This window comes from Streptomyces sp. CoH27 (genome assembly GCF_020181035.1).
In the GTDB taxonomy this organism is placed as follows: domain Bacteria; phylum Actinomycetota; class Actinomycetes; order Streptomycetales; family Streptomycetaceae; genus Streptomyces; species Streptomyces camelliae.
This window is the reverse complement of record NZ_JAIQYY010000013.1, coordinates 50,233-67,964: the sequence shown is the minus strand read 5'-3', so window position 1 is coordinate 67,964 and position 17,732 is coordinate 50,233. Positions and strand designations below refer to the sequence as shown.

14 protein-coding genes are annotated in these 17,732 nt (G+C 71.2%); 6 read left to right on the top strand and 8 right to left on the bottom strand.

Features of this window, described 5'->3' with window-relative positions; genetic code table 11:
* Positions 1-263: 263 nt before the first annotated feature.
* Positions 264-2,210 (bottom strand): RICIN domain-containing protein, encoded by a 1,947-nt coding sequence (locus tag LE548_RS22965; protein WP_225098827.1) that lies wholly within the window; start codon positions 2,208-2,210, stop codon positions 264-266.
* A gap of 229 nt (positions 2,211-2,439) precedes the next feature.
* Here LE548_RS22965 and galU point away from each other — a divergent pair, with 229 nt between their 5' ends.
* Entirely contained in the window at positions 2,440-3,402 is a 963-nt protein-coding gene (gene galU / locus LE548_RS22960; protein ID WP_374116160.1) for a UTP--glucose-1-phosphate uridylyltransferase GalU, read from the top strand.
* A gap of 301 nt (positions 3,403-3,703) precedes the next feature.
* On the opposite strand, the gene LE548_RS22955 is transcribed toward galU, so the two are convergent.
* Positions 3,704-4,477, bottom strand: a complete 774-nt coding sequence (locus LE548_RS22955; RefSeq protein WP_225098825.1) for an isocitrate/isopropylmalate family dehydrogenase — start codon at positions 4,475-4,477, stop codon at positions 3,704-3,706.
* Positions 4,478-4,623: 146 nt separating this feature from the next.
* Here LE548_RS22955 and LE548_RS22950 point away from each other — a divergent pair, with 146 nt between their 5' ends.
* Genes LE548_RS22950 through eutC form a run of 3 tightly spaced genes read left to right on the top strand, consistent with a single transcriptional unit; the run spans position 4,624 to position 8,442 of the window.
* Complete coding sequence (locus tag LE548_RS22950; protein ID WP_308030445.1) at positions 4,624-6,183, top strand: APC family permease; 1,560 nt, start codon at positions 4,624-4,626, stop codon at positions 6,181-6,183.
* A 46-nt stretch (positions 6,184-6,229) separates the two neighbouring features.
* Positions 6,230-7,663, top strand: a complete 1,434-nt coding sequence (gene eutB / locus LE548_RS22945; protein WP_225098824.1) for an ethanolamine ammonia-lyase subunit EutB — start codon at positions 6,230-6,232, stop codon at positions 7,661-7,663.
* On the top strand, positions 7,660-8,442 hold the full coding sequence (gene eutC / locus LE548_RS22940) for an ethanolamine ammonia-lyase subunit EutC (protein WP_225098823.1): 783 nt from the start codon (positions 7,660-7,662) through the stop codon (positions 8,440-8,442). Before eutB ends, eutC begins: the two co-directional genes overlap by 4 nt.
* Before the next feature lie 139 nt (positions 8,443-8,581).
* On the opposite strand, the gene LE548_RS22935 is transcribed toward eutC, so the two are convergent.
* The 4 genes from LE548_RS22935 to LE548_RS22920 form a co-directional block, all read right to left on the bottom strand.
* A complete protein-coding gene (locus LE548_RS22935; RefSeq protein WP_225098822.1) occupies positions 8,582-9,436 on the bottom strand; it encodes a transglutaminase family protein in 855 nt (284 codons plus the stop codon).
* A 2-nt stretch (positions 9,437-9,438) separates the two neighbouring features.
* Positions 9,439-10,371: an alpha-E domain-containing protein gene (locus LE548_RS22930; RefSeq protein WP_225098821.1), complete on the bottom strand. Its 933-nt coding sequence runs from the start codon at positions 10,369-10,371 to the stop codon at positions 9,439-9,441.
* Positions 10,368-11,912, bottom strand: coding sequence for a circularly permuted type 2 ATP-grasp protein (locus LE548_RS22925; protein ID WP_225098820.1), 1,545 nt, complete (start codon positions 11,910-11,912; stop codon positions 10,368-10,370). Before LE548_RS22925 ends, LE548_RS22930 begins: the two co-directional genes overlap by 4 nt.
* 435 nt (positions 11,913-12,347) lie before the next feature.
* The gene (locus tag LE548_RS22920; protein ID WP_225098819.1) at positions 12,348-12,800 is read right to left on the bottom strand and encodes a DUF4442 domain-containing protein; all 453 of its coding nucleotides are present in this window, start codon (positions 12,798-12,800) and stop codon (positions 12,348-12,350) included.
* 254 nt (positions 12,801-13,054) lie between these two features.
* Here LE548_RS22920 and LE548_RS22915 point away from each other — a divergent pair, with 254 nt between their 5' ends.
* Complete coding sequence (locus LE548_RS22915; RefSeq protein WP_225098818.1) at positions 13,055-14,071, top strand: hypothetical protein; 1,017 nt, start codon at positions 13,055-13,057, stop codon at positions 14,069-14,071.
* Between the two features lie 147 nt (positions 14,072-14,218).
* Here LE548_RS22915 and LE548_RS22910 read toward each other — a convergent pair whose 3' ends face one another.
* Together LE548_RS22910 and tuf are read right to left on the bottom strand one after the other, a co-directional pair.
* Positions 14,219-15,064 carry a spermidine synthase gene (locus tag LE548_RS22910; protein WP_225098817.1) on the bottom strand — a complete coding sequence of 282 codons (846 nt, stop codon included), beginning with the start codon at positions 15,062-15,064 and terminating at the stop codon, positions 14,219-14,221.
* The gene (gene tuf / locus LE548_RS22905; protein WP_225098816.1) at positions 15,065-16,243 is read right to left on the bottom strand and encodes an elongation factor Tu; all 1,179 of its coding nucleotides are present in this window, start codon (positions 16,241-16,243) and stop codon (positions 15,065-15,067) included.
* 327 nt (positions 16,244-16,570) lie between these two features.
* Between tuf and LE548_RS22900 the strand changes: the two genes are divergently transcribed.
* A complete protein-coding gene (locus tag LE548_RS22900) occupies positions 16,571-17,722 on the top strand; it encodes a glutathione-independent formaldehyde dehydrogenase (RefSeq protein WP_225098815.1) in 1,152 nt (383 codons plus the stop codon).
* Positions 17,723-17,732 lie beyond the last annotated feature (10 nt).

Genomic DNA, 17,732 nt, shown 5'->3' with positions numbered 1-17,732 from the left:
GCCAGGCGATCGAATTCCCCGCAAGCGCCGAAAACGCGGCGAATCCCGTCACGGGCGCGGACGCGTGAGCTCCCCGGCCCACGCGCCACACCACCTCAACCCCGGCAAAGCGCCGCCCGCTTCACCGCGCGCTCACCCACGCGCAACACGCTCGGACATTCGCACGAAGTCTGTAAATTCCGCATGACGTCACGCCGGTGGCTCGAAGCCGCTTCAGCGGCCCGGCCACCCGGCGTCAGCCCCGCCCGCCGGTCCCCGGCGCGTCAGCCGAGCAGCACGCCCGCGGCCGCCGGTGCGGGCGCGATCCGGTCGGTGACCTGCTGAAGGACGTCGCCCACCGCGGACACCGCACCGCCGGGCGACACGACCCCGGTACGGCCCTGCCCGGGGTCGCTGCGGACCTGGGCGATCCGGGGCTCGCTCCCCTCCCCACCCCCGCCCTCGGACGGCCCCGGCTGCCCCAACGGCCCCATCGGCCCCGACAGCCCCGTCCGCCCCGGCACCTCAGGCACCCCCGGTCGGCCGACCTCGTCCTCCCCCTGCGGCCGCCCCGGCCGCCCGGCCCCCGCACCATCGGGCACCCCTGGCGAGCCCGCCGCGTCCGGCGCCACCGGCGACCCGTCCGGCCGTCCCGACGCATCCCCGCCCGGCTCCAGCGCCCACCGCTGCCCCGCCGACCCGTCCCTGCGCACCAACCCCACCCCGTCCGACGCTCCACCCGCACCCGGAGCGAGTGCGAGCCCCTCGGTGCGGCGGAGCAGGATCTCGCCGCGCACGGTGATGTCGTAGGCCACCTCTCCGGCGTGCACGAGACATCCGGCCAGCACGACGCTCCCCGTCCCGGGGTCGGCGGCCAGGCACAGGGACGGGTCGGCGGCGCTGCGCAGCAGTCCGTCGTCCTGGTACGACCACTGCTGCGAGACGGCGGACGAGCACGGCGCGAGCCGTAGACCGGCGCCCGCCTCGGCCCGGCCCCCGCGCACGCCCAGGCAGCGCCCGGAGGCGAGTGCGCGCAGGCTGCCGTGGGCGATCTCGACGGGACCGCCACCCAAGCCCCCCGAGCCATCCGGACCGGGCGCGTCGCCCGAGCCGCCCGGATCCGCCGAGGCGGCCGACACGGCGGACGTCGAGATGCCCGGGCCGCTCGGACGGGCCGTGTGCCCCGCGGGGGCACCCCATGTGGCGCCGGGCGTCGGGACACCGTTGTCGTCGGACCAGCTTCTGACCACCAGGACGGTGGCGAGCAGCGCGAGCGAGGTCAGTCCGGCGCCGACGAGGACGGCCGTACGGCGGCGGCCCACGGGGCCGGTGCGATGACGGCCGCCGGCTCCCGCCCGTACCGCCTCCGGCACCGGCGCGAGCGGCCACTCCTCGACGGCGCCGCGCCCGGGGCGCGAGTCGAGATAGCGGCGGGCGCCCCAGCCGAGCACGGTCTCGGCGAGCAGCAGGTCCAGTCCGCCCTCGAACCGGCCGATGGTGTCGGCGGCATGCCGGCAGTAGGGGCAGAGCGTCAGATGGTGCCGCACGTCCGGCAACAGGACGCCGCCACGGCGCATCGGGATGTCGAGGAGCCGGTTGTAGAAGCGGCATTCCTTCGTCGGCGCGAGTTCTCTGTGGGCGCGTACGCAACCCGCGCGGAATTGTTCGCGTGCCTGTTCCAGGGCGGCCGTCGCGGTGGCCGGGGCGATACCCAGCAGACCAGCTGGTATGTTTATCGGCTCCGCTTCCACCTCGGTGTGCCACAGCAGGCATTGCGAGGCGCTGGGAAGGGCCCGGAATGCGCGTTCGGCGAGCTGTCGCCTTTCCGGCGTTCCGGGCTTTGTGACGCGCAATCCGCGACCGCCGGTGGGTCGGCGCAATTCCGGCAGAGTCGCGCAGGTTCCGTCGTCCGCCGCCCAGGCGCGGACGGTGTCGCGGACGGCGACGAGCAGCTGCGGGCGCAGGGCGCCGCCGACGGCTCCGCCCGCCATGCGGGCGAGGACCTGATGGAAGGCGGCGGCGGCCACGAGCGGGGCGGCGGGTCCGGCGGAGGCGAGGCAGACGATGGCGTAGTCGCGCGCGGCCCGCCAGTGCCGGGCGAGCAGCAGGGCGACGGCGTGATGGCGGGCGCTGTCGGGGCCGGTCAGCCGGGCGACGAGATCGCGGTCGGACTCCCCGCTCGGGGTGGGCAGGGGCGGATACGGCGGGCGTGGGGGGTAAGGGGACTGCACGGAACCATTTCCTTTCCAGCGGCAGAACCGCACGCGAAATGCCGTTCTGTCGGAAAGCAGTGATAGTTCCCGCGGGGAGCCACACCTTCGCACACACGCCTCACAGGAAACAAGAAGCTGGATTGACCAGCCTTCACGTTCAGCGAAATACGCCAGAGTTACCGCCGGTATCGCATCCACAGCCGGTTCCCATGCTTCTCCGGGCGCGCTCTCATCCGCGTGCCCCAGCATGGGCCGCATGATCGCCTCCGCCCCCACCGCGACCCCCGCCTCGCCCCGTACGGTCCGCAAGGCCGTCGTACCGGCCGCCGGACTCGGCACCCGGTTCCTGCCCGCGACCAAGGCCACCCCGAAGGAGATGCTGCCGGTCGTCGACAAGCCGGCCATCCAGTACGTCGTCGAGGAGGCCGCGGCGGCCGGTCTCGACGACATCCTGATGGTGACGGGCCGTCACAAGCGCGCCATCGAGGACCACTTCGACCACGCCTTCGAACTGGAGCAGGCGCTGGCCGCGAAGGGCGACACCGTGCGCCTGGACGCCGTACGCGATCCCGCACGGCTCGCCGACATCCACCACATCCGCCAGGGTGACCCGCTCGGCCTCGGCCACGCCGTGCTGTGCGCCCGCCATCACGTGGGCGACCAGCCCTTCGCCGTGCTGCTCGGCGACGACCTCATCGACCCGCGCGAGACCCTGCTCAGCCGGATGCTGGAGGTGCGAGAGCGTCACGAGGGCAGTGTGGTCGCGCTGATGCAGGTCGATCCGGAGCAGAGCCATCTCTACGGCTGCGCGGCGGTGGAGCCGACCGGCGAGGACGGTGTCGTACGGGTGACCGGGCTGGTGGAGAAGCCGGCGCCGGGCACCGCGCCGAGCCGGTACGCGGTCATCGGCCGCTATGTCCTGGACCCGGCCGTGTTCGACGTCCTGGAGCGCACCCCGCCGGGGCGCGGCGGTGAGATCCAGCTGACCGACGCCCTCCAGGACCTCGCGACGGGCGGCACGGTGCACGGGGTCGTCTTCGGCGGTCTGCGCTACGACACCGGCGACAAGGCGGACTATCTGCGCACAGTGGTCCGGCTGGCCTGCGACCGGCCCGACCTGGGCCCCGAATTCCGGCGCTGGCTCAGGGAGTTCGTGGTCGGCCTGGAGGAGGGCGCGGCTGACGACAGCGAGCGGCGCCGGGCCGCCTGAGCAGGCCTGGCCACCGCACGGCAACCGGTGGCCAGGGACTGGATGCCGCGTTCGGCTTCGCGGGCTTTCCGGCGCTGCGGGAACAGGCGGTGACTGTGCTGGGCTGCGGCGGAGTACTGGTGCCGGCGGGGCTGGCACCGGCGCCGATCAGCATCGCCGACAGCATCTCTGGCCGAGGCAACCGATGCCGTCACCCGGCTGGAGAAGAAGATCGGTGATCCGACCCGCATCGTGCTCATTCCCTGACATCCGGCGCTGTGAGCCGCCCTGCTTCGCACGGGGCGGCTCCCTTGCGTCGACGTCAGGCGTTGAGGGCGTCGATGAGGGCCTTGGTGACGTCGTCGGTGGCGGCGGTGCCGCCGACGTCGCGGGTGAGGATACCGGCGGCCGTCGTGGTCTCGATCGCCTTGTGGAGGCGGGCGGCCTGATCGGGCAGGCCGAGGTGGTCCAGCATCGAGGCGGCGCTGCCGAGGGCGCCGATCGGGTTGGCGAGGCCCTGGCCCGCGATGTCCGGGGCGGAGCCGTGGACGGGTTCGAACATGCTCGGGAAACGGCGCTCGGGGTTGAGGTTGGCGCCGGCAGCCAGGCCCAGACTGCCGGCCAGGGCGCTGCCGAGGTCGGAGAGGATGCCGGCGTTCAGGTTGGAGGCGACGACCACCGACAGGTCCTCCGGGTGGAGGACGAACTTCGCCGACATGGCGTCCACCAGGACGCTTTCCGTCTCGACGTCCGGGTGGTCGGCGGCGACGCGCTTGAAGTCGTCGTCCCGCAGGACCATGCCGTACTGCTGGGCATCGCTCTTGGTGACCGAGGAGACCTTCTTGTGCGCCCGGGTGCGGGCGAGGTCGAAGGCGAAGCGCATGATGCGTTCGCAGCCGACCTCGGTGAACAGGGCGGACTGGACGGCGACTTCACCGCCCGGGCCGCGGCCGGAGAGATTGCGGCCGCCGAGGCCGGCGTATTCGCCTTCGCTGGTCTCACGGACGACGACCCAGTCGAGTTCGGTGTCGTCGGCCTTGCGCAGCGGGCTGGTGATGCAATCGCAGCTCGCGGAGATGTCGCGGGACCTCCTCACTATGGCCTGCCCGCCCACGAATACGTGAGATACGCCTCTTTCGCCCTGCTTAACGAAGCTGAAACGGCGGCCGCCGCATTCCGTAAAGAGGGATCGCGACGATCGGGCACCTACACCGCCCAGCGCAACATCCGGAGCCAGATCGCGTGACTACTACAGAATCCGCCCACATGCCCCTCGGCGGTCCCGGCACGGGCGCCACCCCCGAGCCCGAGCGCCTGCGCACCGGGGCACTGGGCATGTGGGGCGTCGTCTTCACCGTGCTGGCCACGGCTGCTCCGATCACCGCCATGACGGGCAACGTGCCCATCGCGATAGGCTCCGGAGCCGGCACGGGGACCCCGGCCACCTTCATCTTCTGCACCGCCGTACTGGTGATCTTCACCATCGGCTACTCCGCGATGGCCCGGCACATCACCGCCACCGGCGCCTTCTACGGTTTCATCACCCGTGGCCTGGGCCGGGTCGCCGGGCTGGCCAGCGGCCTCATCGCGACCCTTGCCTACGTGGTCTTCGAGGGTTCGCTGATCGGGATCTTCGCGTCCTTCTTCAAGACGGACGTGGAGACCTTCGGCGGGCCGAAACTGAGCTGGATCGTCTACGCGCTCTTCGGCATCCTCGCCATCGCGGTACTCGGCTACTTCGACATCGAGCTCTCCGGGAAGGTGCTGGGAGTCTTCCTGGTCGCCGAGGTGCTGATCCTGCTGCTGATGGGCGGCTCAGTGCTCTTCCACGGCGGCGGCCCCGACGGGCTGATGACCGGCTCCCTCGACCCGGCAGGCGGTTTCACCGCGGTGGCCGGCGGCAGCGTGGCGATCGGTCTGTTCTTCGGTTTCTGGTCGTGGGTGGGCTTCGAGACCACCGCGGTCTACGGCGAGGAGTCCCGCAACCCGACCCGGATCATCCCGCGCGCCACCCTGCTCGTGGTCATCGCGCTCGGCGCGCTCTACACCTTCGTCTCCTGGATGACCATCGCGGGCAACGGCGCGCACAACGCCGTCACCATCGCCCAGGGCGGTACCGGCAACCCCTTCGACCTCTTCTTCGGCATCACCCAGAAGTTCGTGGGTGTCTGGGCCAAGGACCTCTACCAGGTCCTGACCGTCACCGGCTCCTTCGCCTGCGCGCTGGCCTTCCACAACTCGGCCTCCCGCTACCTCTACGCGATCGGCCGCGAGGGCCTGCACAAGGCCGTCACCCCGCTCGGCGCCACCCACGACAAGCACAAGTCCCCGTGGGTCGCCTCGATCGTGCAGTCCGTGATCACCCTGCTCATCACCTTGTACTTCTTCCTCTTCCAGGCCCCCAGCAAGGCCGCGCCGGACGTGCCGTACTACTACGAGTTCGGCCTGCTGGCGATCATGGGCACGATGGGGATCCTCATCGTCCAGGCGATCTGCTCCGTCTCGGTGATCTGGTACTTCCACGGCGGCAAGCGCCACCCGGAGACCCGTAGCTGGTGGCGGACTCTGCTCTGTCCGGCGGTGGGCGCAGCGGGCATGGCCTACGTCGTCTACCTGCTGTTCAGCAACATCTCCTTCGCGGCAGGCGCCGCCTCCAACAGCCCCGTATACACCCTCACCCCCTACCTGGTGATCGGTGTGGGCGTGCTGGGCGCGGTGATTGCGCTCGTGCTCCGGTCCACCGACCGGGCGCGCTACGAGCAGATCGGCAGCACCGTTCTGGCCGAGTCCCACGAGCGCTGAAAGCCCCTCATGCGTACCGCAGAGAGACTTCGGAGAGGTTGACAGCATGGTCTACCGCAGCACCCTGCGTGGCGAGCGGTTCACGTTCGCCACGCTGCCCGAGCTGCTGGCCAAGGCGAACGAGACGAAGTCCGGTGACCAGCTCGCCGGACTCGCCGCACGCAGCGAGCGGGAGCGAGTAGCTGCCAAGCTCGCCCTGGCCGACGTACGGCTGGCCGAGATCGCCGCGACTCCCGTCGTGGAGGACGCCGTGACGGAGGCGGTCTCCGTGCCCGCCGACCCGGCGCGCTTCGCCGAGATCGCCTCGCTCACCGTGGGTGAACTGCGCGAGTCGGTCCTGGAGCCCGGCTTCCGGCAGCGCTGGTCGGGCGGGCTGCACGCGGCGATCACCCCCGAGATCGCTGCCGCCTGCGCCAAGCTGATGAGCAATCTGGACCTGGTGGTGGCAGCCGCCCCGCTGCGCCGTACCACCCGCTGCCGCAACACCATGGGCGGTGCGGGCGTCTTCGGCTCTCGCATCCAGCCCAACCACCCCACCGACGGCGTGCGCGGCATCATGCTGTCCGCGCTGGACGGCCTGGCGTTCGGCTGCGGCGACGCGATGATCGGCGTCAACCCGGCTACCGAGTCCGTGCCGGTGATCGGCGAGGTGCTGCGCGGCGTTCACGAGCTGATCGCCCGGCTGGGCATACCCACCCAGTCCTGCGTGCTGGCGCACGTCACCACCCAGCTGGCCGCACTGGAGGCCGGCGCACCCGTGGATCTGCTCTTCCAGTCGGTCGCCGGGACGGAGGCGGCCAACGCGAGTTTCGGCATCGACCTCGGACTGCTCGCCCGCGGCCGGGAGGCTGTGCTCGCCCACCACGCCGAGCGGGCGGGCGAGTTCGCCGGCGATCAGGTGATGTACTTCGAGACCGGCCAGGGCAGTGCGCTCTCCGCCGAGGCCCACCACGGCGTCGACCAGCTCACCCTGGAGGCGCGGGCGCAGGCGGTGGCCCGGCTCTACGACCCGTTCCTGGTCAACTCGGTGGTCGGCTTCATCGGGCCGGAGTACCTGGCCGACTCGGTGCAGATCACCCGCGCGGGCCTGGAGGACCATTTCGTCGGCAAGCTGATGGGCGTACCGACCGGCGTGGACGTCTGCTACACCAACCACGCGGACGCCGACCAGAACTCCAACGACAACCTGCTGGTGCTGCTCGCCTCCGCCGGGTGCACCTTCGTGATGGCCATCCCGGCCGGGGACGACGTGATGCTCAACTACCAGACCACCAGCTACCACGACGTGGTGAGTGTCCGCCGGACGCTGGGGCTGCGCACCGCTCCGGAGTTCGAGGTCTGGCTGGCCGATATGGGCATCCGCTCCGACGGCCGCCCGGGCGGCGGAGCGCACGCCCTGCCGACCAGCCTGGCCGAGCTCGCCTCCGCGCTGGACGGCAGCGGAGCCCTGCGCGAACTCCTCCCCGGAGGTGTGGCGTGACGGAGCACCTGAAGCTCTCCGCCCCTATGGCCGGCCCGACGCCCGCGGAGCGCACCGCTGCCTGGCTGCGCGCGGCGACCCCCGCCCGCATCTTCACCGGTCGGGCGGGCAGTTCCTACCCCACCGCCACCCTGCTGGCCCTGCGCGGCGACCATGCGGCCGCGCGGGACGCGGTCTCGACACCGCTGGACCTCGACGCCCCCGGGATGGCCGCGCTGGCCGACCGTTTCCCCTGGACGGTGGTCGCCACCATGGCCGACTCCCGGCACCGCTATCTGCGCCGCCCGGACCTGGGCCGGCGCCTCACCCCGCAAGCGCGGCAGACGATCCGCGCCGAGCACGGACCCGGCCCGGACGTGCAGCTCGTGATCGGCGACGGGCTGTCCTCCACCGCCGTACACGCCCAGGTGCCGGCTCTGCTGCCACTGGTGCACGAGGGCTGCGCGGCGCGCGGCTGGTCCGTGGGCCGTCCGATCGTGGTGCGGCAGTGCCGGGTCGGAGTGCTCAACGAGATCGGCGAGCTGCTGGACCCGGCGGTGGTCGTGCTGCTGATCGGTGAACGTCCGGGCCTGGCGACGGCGGAAAGCCTTTCCGCGTACCTGGCGTACCGGCCGCGTCCCGGGCACACGGACGCGGACCGCAACCTCCTCTCCAACATCCACCGCGCGGGGATTCCGGTGCGGGAAGCCGCGAGCCGGATCGTCGGGCTGGTGGAGGCACTGATGGCCGGCGGGCGGAGCGGAGTGGCCGTCAAGGAGCCTGCCGCACTGGAGAGCTGACCCAGCACCCCGCCGGCCGTGCCGCGATGCGCCGTCGATCGTCTGCGGCGCCGTCACCCGCCGTGCGCCGAGCGACCTTGCTGCGACCACTGACCGGTCGTCCGGAGGGCCGGGAGTGGTTCCCGGCCCTCCGTCGCGTTCAGGCGACCTGTGTGAATTCCACGGTCACCTCCGGCGGCCCGCCCGCGACCCCCCGGTACACGCCCTTGTGCGGGGGCACGTCGTCGTAGTCGCGGCCGCGGCCGACCACCACATGGGACTCGTCGGCGCGGGTGCGGTTGGTCGGGTCGTAGCCGCACCAGTCGCCCGCCCAGTACTCGATCCAGGCGTGGCTCTGCCCGGCGACCGGGCGGTGGAGCTCGGCCTCCTTCTCCGGGTGCAGGTAGCCGGACACGTAGCGGGACGGCAGCCCCAGGCCCCGCAGCAGGGCGAGGGTGACGTGGGCGATGTCCTGGCAGACGCCCGTGCCCTGTTCCCAGGCCTCGGCGGCGGAGGTGTTCACGCCGGTGGTGCCGGGCAGGTACGACACCCGGTCGGCGACCAGCGAGGCGACGGCGACGGCCGTCTCGTGCGGGTCGAGGCCCGCCGTGACCTCCCGCGCGTGTGCGATCAGCTCCGCCGGAACCGTCGTACGCACCGTCGGGTTCGCGAACTCCAGCAGACGGGAGCGCGTGGTGCGTTCGGCCACCTCCGCCCAGCCGAGCGGCCCGCGAAGCGGACCGGGCCGGGCCGTCTCGACCAGGCTGGACGCGGTGATGGTGAGGTCGGAGTGCGGGTCCATCAGGTCGAAGCCGGTCACCTGGGTGCCCCAGTAGTCCCAGTACGACCACGTCACGGCCGCCGGGCCGACGGTCACCCGGCCGTCCAGGGTGGTCTGGCCGGGCAGCGTCAGCGGGGTCATGCGGACCTCGTTGTGCGAGGAGACGGCGGCCTGCGCGTAGGAGACGCGGGTCTCGTGCCGGATGCGGAGGCGGCGGATTCCCTTGCTGGTCACCATCACGCTCCTTCCTGGGCCCACTCGACGGCCCCCTGGTACGGGAAGAACTGCTCCGCCACCGCGTCGGCGGACGTCATGCAAGCCTGCTGCAAGTCACCCAGCAGTACCGGTAGTTGCTCCTCCAGGGCATGCGAGTCCAGGTACTCCAGGCGGGTACGCAGGCGGCCGATCGGGCGGCGTGCCGGGTCCTGGCGCGGGCGGCCCAGCGCGGTCAGGCACTCCTCGGCCGTGGTCAGCGCATGCAGCACCGAGCGTGGGAAGTCCCGGTCCAGAAGCAGGAATTCGGCCACGCGCGGGGTGTCGCCGAAACCGCCGTACACGCGCGCGTACGCCTCGTCGGCGCCGCTCGCGCTCAGCAGCGTCGGCCAGTCCGGCGCGTGCGCCGCGTCCAGCACGCGCACGCTCAGCAGCCGTACGGTCATGTCGACCCGCTCCAGACTCCGGCCCAGGATGACGAACCGCCAGCTGTCGTCCCGGCTCATCGTGGAGTCGGCGAGCCCGAAGAAGAGAGCCGCGCGGCGCCGGACGAGCTCCAGATAGGCGTACGGGCCCGTACGGCGGGCCGCGAGCCGCTGGTCGGCAAGGGCGTGCCAGGTGGAGTTGAGGCACTCCCACATCTCCGAGGAGACGGCCTCACGGGCGCTGCGGGCATTGAGCCGGGCGGCGCCCAGCGCGCCCTCGATGGAACCGGTCGAGCGGGCGTCGAACGCGAGCTGGTCCAGCACCTGCTGCATGTCCACCGGTTCCGCCCCCGCGTCCACGCCGAGGATCGCGTACAGCGACCGGCAGGCCGCGTCCTCGTCGCGCCAGGGGTCCTCCAGCATGCGGTGCAAATAGGCGTCGAGGATCCGGCCGGTGGCGTCCGCCCGCTCGACGTACCGCCCGGTCCAGGTCAGCGCCTCCGCTATCCGGGAGAGGATCACGTCGTTCACTGCTGCTGCGCCCCTTCCTGTACGACCGTGGTGGTGCCGTCGGGCCCCAGCTGGCGGGGAGCGACCTCGGGCAGACCACCGGAGCCGACGGAGGCGGGCCGCTCGGCGGGGCCCTCGGCGAGCACCCAGGTGTCCTTGGAGCCGCCGCCCTGGCTGGAGTTGACGATCAGGTTGCCCTCCTGGAGGGCGACGCGGGTGAGTCCGCCGGGCAGCACCCAGACATCGTTGCCGTCGTGCACGGCGAACGGGCGCAGGTCGATGTGGCGCGGCGCCATGCCCTCGCCGGCGAGGGTGGGGGAGGTGGACAGGGCGACGGGCCGCTGCGCGATGAAGCCGCGCGGGTCGGCGATGACGGCCTTGCGGGTGCGTTCGAGGGTGTCGGCATCGGCCTTCGGCCCGATGACGATGCCCTGACCGCCCGCTCCGTCCACGGGCTTGACGACGAGCTGCTCGATCTGGTCGAGGACCGCCTCCAACTGCCCCGGTTCGTCGGGCCGGTAGGACTCCACATTGGGCAGGACCGGTTCCTCGGACAGGTAGTACCGGATCAGATCCGGGACATAGGTGTAGAGCAGCTTGTCGTCCGCGATCCCGTTTCCGACGGCGTTCGCGAGCGTGACGTTGCCGGCCATCGCCGCGTTCATGATCCCCGGGCAGCCGATCACCGAGTCGGGCCGGAAGTGCAGCGGATCGAGGAAGTCGTCGTCCAGACGCCGGTACACGACGTGGACGGGCACCTCGCCGCGCGTGGTCCGCATCCACACGCGGTTGTTCCGGCACAGCAGGTCGTGTCCCTCCACCAGCTGCACGCCCATCAGCCGGGCGAGCAGGGCGTGTTCGAAGTAGGCCGCGTTGTTGGGCCCGGGGGTCAGTACCACGACCCTGGGGTCGGCGGTCCCGTCGGGCGCGGCGGCGCGCAGGGCGGCCAGCAGGCGGTGCCCGTAACCGTCGACGGGCAGCACATGCTGCTCGGCGAAGAGGGAGGGGAAGATGCGGGTCATCGCGCGCCGGTTCTCGATCACGTACGACACCCCGCTGGGCACCCGTACGTTGTCCTCCAGCACCCGGAAGTCCCCGGCCTCGTCGCGCACGAGGTCGATGCCCGCGACGTGGATGCGCACGCCACCGGGAGGCTCGATCCCGTGCGCGACCCGGTGGAAATGGGGGGAGTTGAGGAGCAGCCGCCAGGGCACGACGCCGTCCTCGAAGGCACGGCAGGGACCATAGGCGTCGGCGAGATAGGCCTCCAGGGCCCTGACTCTCTGGCCGACGCCGCGTTGTATGAGATCCCATTCGAGGGCATCGAGGATGCGCGGCACGAGGTCCAGCGGCCACGGCCGCTCCTCGCCCGCGAAGGCGTAGGTCACACCACGGTCCGTGAACGACCGGGCCATCTGGTCGGCTCTGAAACGCAGTTCACTCGGTGCGATCGGCTGGAGCGCCGCCAGTACCGGCTCATAGGCGGTCCTGACCTCACCCGGCCGCACAAACATCTCGTCCCACGCGTCGGCCAACGCGTATGCGTCGAATATATCCGCCATGAGGGGACGTTAAGTGCGGCTCGTAACGCGACGATCTCTACGTGATTTCCGGCAGCGCACTCGCGGCCGCGCAGCCTGTGGGGTGCCGAAGTCTCGGGTGCACTTCGCGTGCGGATTGCCGGATGTCCGGCCTGACTCCCCTCGCATCCGGTCACACCCGGTCCCCGTGCGCCTCCCGTGGCATCACCGGCCGCGTCCCGCGATTGCGCAGCAGGGTCCGGGGGCAACTCTGCTGCGCATCTCGTCCACACAGGCACACGCATCCCCGCAGAGGCATGCGCGGGCACCTCGGCCCGGCCAGTGCGTGTGCGGCCGTCGGGTGTCGTCCACCGGACCGTCGCACGGGCGTTGGTGCTCACGTCCGCGTGCACGGGTGCGGCTTCCCGGGCGTCCTCCAAGAGGACTGCCACCACCTCCCGGCGGCCGCACAACCCCTCAACCGTTCAGTCTCAAGGTCCACACCACGGTCATCTCGCCCGTGACGGCCCCGTCCTCGCGTTGAACGGCGATGCTGACCGGAAACTCCGGACGGTTGCCCGCGTCGAGTTCGGCAACGACCTCGGCTGCCGGGCGCCCCAGGGTCGCCGTGGCCGTCACTGCCCCCATGGCCAGCTTCTTGTAGTCGATCTCGGCCCGCACCGCGAGCGGTACCGCGCGAGAGAGTTGGTCCCCGAAGGCAGTGAGGACGATGGCACCGCTGGCGGACTCGGCCAAGGTGAACATGGCTCCGGCATGGGGACCGCCAATGTGATTGTGAAAGTCCGGCTGGTCCGGAAGCCGGAGCACGGCACGCTCCGGAGAGACCTCGATGAACTCAAGGTTCAGGGTCCGCACCATCGGAACCGAGGCGGCCAGCATTTCGCCCATCGAGGCGCTGTCAACTGTCATGAGCGCGATGTTACTCATGAGTAGGGAAATCGGCCAGCCCTCTCTCACGCTCGCCCCTCAGGCCGGAAGAAGCCCCTCAGGTGGCGGCGGCAAGCATCTCGCCGATCGACATCCGGTCTGCGCTCATGACCGACATGTCGCTCGCGGGCAGCAGAGACCGACCAGCACGGATCCGCGCCCGGCCGCACTTCGCTACCACCCTGACGAGGGCCGGTGACCGAATCGTGTCCGTGGCGGCACTAGGGTTACTGGCCATGTGGCCAGATCAGCAGCCGCCAGGGGGCGCGCCGAACCCGCAGCAGAACCCGTATCAGCAGCCGGGTTACCAGCAGCCGAACCCGTACCAGCAGCCCGGGTACCAGCAGTACCCGCAGGGCGGCCCGTACGGTCAGCAGCCGCAGTGGGGGCAGCCGCAGCCGCCCACCGTGCCGGTTCCGCAGCCGCCGCAGGGCGGAGGCGGCGGCCGTACGAAGGTGATCGCGATCGTCGCGGCGGCGGCGGTCGTGGTCGCCGCCGGCGTGACCGGATACCTCGTCCTCGGCAAGGGCGGCAAGAAGGACGACACGGCCGGCAAAGGCGGGCACGCGAGCCAGTCGCCGACGACCCAGCCCTCGCCCACCCCGTCCGTGACGGACGACCCGCGCGGCGTCAACACGGAGAAGCCCACCATCGCCGGCTGGAAGGTCGTGGTGAACCCCAAGTGGGGCATCGCCTACGACGTGCCCGCGAACTGGACGGTGCAGTCCCCCGACATGGAGATCGGGTTCACGGACAACAAGGGCGACGGCACCAAGCCGATCATCGTGATGTCGGGCACCGCCGAGGACCAGCCCAAGTGGTGCTCGGCGGACGACAACCACGACGGCCGCCTGGAGGACACCTCGCTGGCGGCCGTGGGCTCCAAGGGCGCCAGCGGTGCCGGCAGCGCGGACCAGGTCGCGGTCAACACACCGGCCTGGTGGGTCTACGGCGGCTACACCCAGCCGGACAAGAAGAGCATCACCTACGACAAGAAGGCCACGCAGTTCACAACGAACTCGGGCATCGCCGGCAGTTACGCCTGGGCCCGGTCGCACAACAGCCCGCAGAAGGGCAAGTCGAAGTGCGCCAGCGACGGCAAGGCCGTCACCTTCGGCTTCAAGAACTCTCAGGACGACTACGTCTCCTGGGACTTCTACGGCGCCACGGGAGTCACCGGGGAAGTGCCGGACAAGACGGTCATGGAGATCATGAGCACGATCCGGCTCCACGGGACCCCGTCGCACTCATGACCACCGCTTCGGCCCTTGCCCCACGTCACGTGGGGCAAGGGCGCCGACTCCCCTGACCCCGCGTCACGCTCGCCCTCCTCGAAGCGAACCTGCAACGGGTGCCCGGAAAGGCCGACTTCGCCGGACCGGCGGCCCCGGTCCACGGCGTCAGCCGATGCCGAACGCCCCGGCCGGGGGCTCGGGCGACGGCACGGCGTCCGCCTCCTCGACCGCCCGCGCGCCATCGATGAACTCCCGCACCCCCGCCCCGTGTTCGACCCGCGCCGGAAACGCGTCCGCCGCGCAGCGCCGGGCCAGGGCGGCGATGTCCAGGGGCCGGTGCGAGGCGGCCAGCACCGCGTTGCCGAACCGCCGCCCGCGCAGCACACCGGGCTCGGCGATCAGCACCAGCTCCTCGAAATACTCGGCGAACGTGGCCAGTTGGGACCGCAGGAAGGCGAACGGCGCCTGGTCGGCCAGGTTGGCCAGATACACACCGTCCGCCCGCAGCACCCGCTCGGCCGCACGGGCGTAGGCCAGCGTGGTGAGATGGGCGGGCACCCGGGAGCCGCCGAAGACGTCGGCGATCAGCACGTCCGCGTGATCGTCCGGCGCCCCCTCCAGCCAGGCCCGGGCGTCGGCCGCGTGCAGCGCGACACCCGAGCCGGCCGGCAACGGCAGATGCTCGGCGACCAGGTCCAGCAACCCCGCGTCGGCCTCGACGACGTCCTGCCGTGAGCCGGGCCGGGTGGCCGCCACATACCGCGGCAGCGTCAGCGCGCCCCCGCCCAGATGCACCACGTCCAGCGCCCGCCCGGCCTCGGCCACGGCATCCAGCACATACCCGAGCCGCCGCGCGTACTCGAACTCCAGATGCGCCGGATCATCGAGATCGACGTACGACTGCGGCGCCCCGTCGACCGTGAGCAGCCAGGCCCGCGCACGGTCGACATCGGGCATGAGCTTGGCGGTGCCGTGGTCGGTGGTGCGGAGCACGGGTATCGATTCGTTCACTCATCCATTGTGGACATCGGTCACCGTCCCCGCCCCCACGGTCCGCCCGCCCTCACGGATGGCGAACCCCAGACCGGGCTCCAGGGGAACCTCCCGTCCCAGCTCGACACACATCTCCACGGTGTCTCCGGGCCGGGCGGCCCCGGCCTCGCCGAGGTCGACGTCCCCGACCACGTCCGCCGTACGGATGTAGAACTGCGGCCGGTACCCGCTCGCGACCGGCGTCGTACGACCGCCCTCGCGTCCCGACAGCAGATACACCCGCGCCGAGAACCGCCGGGCCGGCACGACGCTCCCCGGAGCCGCCACGACGTGCCCGCGCCGGACGGCATCCCGGGGCACGCCCCGCAGCAGGACCGCCACGTTGTCCCCGGCCTGGGCCTCCGCCATCGGCTTGCCGAAGGTCTCCAGCCCGGTGACGACGGTCTCGATGTCGGCACCCAGCACGGACACCCGGTCCCCCAGGCGGAGCGTGCCCCGCTCCACCGCGCCGGTGACCACCGTGCCCCGGCCGGTGATGGTGAGCACGTTCTCCACGGGCAGCAGGAACGGCGCGTCCAGATACCGCTCGGGCATGGGCACGTAGGTGTCCACCGCGTCGAGCAGCGCCTCGATCGACGCCGTCCAGCGCGGGTCGCCCGCCAGCGCCCGGAGCCCGGAGACCCGTACGACCGGCACGGCGTCCCCGGGATAGCCCTGCGCCGTGAGCAGGTCGCGGACCTCCAGCTCGACCAGGTCGATCAACTCCTCGTCCTGCGTGCCGTCCGCCTTGTTGAGCGCGACGACGATGTGGTCCACGCCCACCTGCCGGGCGAGCAGCACGTGCTCGGCGGTCTGCGGCATGATCCCGTCGAGCGCGGAGACGACGAGGATCGCCCCGTCGAGCTGCGCGGCGCCGGTGACCATGTTCTTGATGTAGTCGGCGTGGCCCGGCATGTCCACGTGGGCGTAGTGCCGGGTGTCGGTCTCGTACTCGACGTGCGCGATGTTGATGGTGATCCCGCGGGCGGCCTCCTCCGGGGCCCGGTCGATCCGGTCGAACGGGACGAACGTGCCGGTGCCGCGCTCGGCGAGGACCTTGGTGATGGCGGCGGTCAGGGTGGTCTTGCCGTGGTCGACATGACCCATGGTGCCGATGTTCAGGTGCGGCTTGGTGCGCACGTAGGCCGTTTTGGACATGGCTGTACCTCGAAGCCTCTCAGCCGTGAAGGGAGAAATCCGGACCCCGGGGACTGGCCGACCCTCCCCCTGCGGGGTCCGCCGGACGTTCCGGAGAGGGTCAGCTTCGGGCGCCGTCGACAGCGGCCACGAGGAGCGGGACGGCAGCCTTCGGCGCATCCGCGACGGCGGATGCTGCGAGGAGGAAGGCGTACCGGAACATGGCGTCGATCATCGCCGACGCGGTGCCCGGCGTCGAACGATTTTCGCGGCGGGCGCCGGTTGCGTGCCCCTTCGTACGGGCGTTGCCTGGAGGTACGGGCAGCGCTCGGCGCGGAGGTGACACAGATGAAAGCCGTCGTCTACGAAGAACCCTTCAGCGTGCAGGTGAAGGACGTCGAGGATCCTGGGATCCAGCACCCCAACGATGTGCTCGTACGGGTCACGTCGTCCGCCATATGCGGCTCGGACCTGCACATGTACGAGGGCCGCACGGCAGCCGAGGCGGGCATCGTCTTCGGACACGAGAACCTCGGCATCATCGAGGAGGTCGGCGCCGGTGTGACCTCCCTGGCCAAGGGCGACCGGGTCGTGATGCCCTTCAACGTCGCCTGCGGATTCTGCAAGAACTGTCTCGCCGGGAAGACCGGCTTCTGCCTGACGGTCAACCCCGGATTCGCCGGCGGGGCCTACGGCTATGTGGCGATGGGCCCGTACAAGGGCGGCCAGGCCGAGCTGCTGCGGGTGCCGTTCGCCGATTTCAACTGCCTGAAGCTGCCGCCGGGCGAGGAGTTCGAGACCGACTTCGTGCTGCTGGCCGACATCTTCCCGACCGGCTACCACGGCTGCGAACTCGCCCAGGTGTCCCCCGGTGAGAGCGTGGCCGTCTACGGCGCCGGACCGGTGGGCCTGATGGCCGCCTACTCGGCGCTGCTGCGCGGTGCCTCGAAGGTCTTCTCCGTGGACCGGGTGCCCGAGCGGCTCGCCAAGGCCGAGGAGATCGGCGCCATCCCCGTCGACTTCACCAAGGGCGACCCGGCGGCACAGATCAAGGAACAGACCGGAGGCGAGGGCACCGACAAGGGCGTCGACGCCGTCGGCTACCAGGCCCAGGCGCACGACGCCAGCCACGAGGAGCCCGCGATCGTCCTCAACGAGCTCGTCGAGACGGTCCGGCCCACCGGCATGCTCGGCGTGCCGGGCCTGTACGTGCCGTCCGACCCGGGCGGACCCGACGATCACGCCAGGCACGGCCAACTGCTCGTCTCCATCGGCAAGATGTTCGAGAAGGGCCAGCAGATGGGCACCGGCCAGTGCAACGTCAAGCGGTACAACCGCCAGCTGCGCGACCTGATCATCGCCGGGCGGGCCCAGCCGAGCTTCGTGGTCTCCCACGAGCTGCCGCTGGACCAGGCGCCGCAGGCGTACGAGAAGTTCGACAAGCGGATCGAGGGCTACACCAAGGTGGTCCTGCACCCTGGTCACGCGCTCGCCGCGTGAGCGAAGGGGT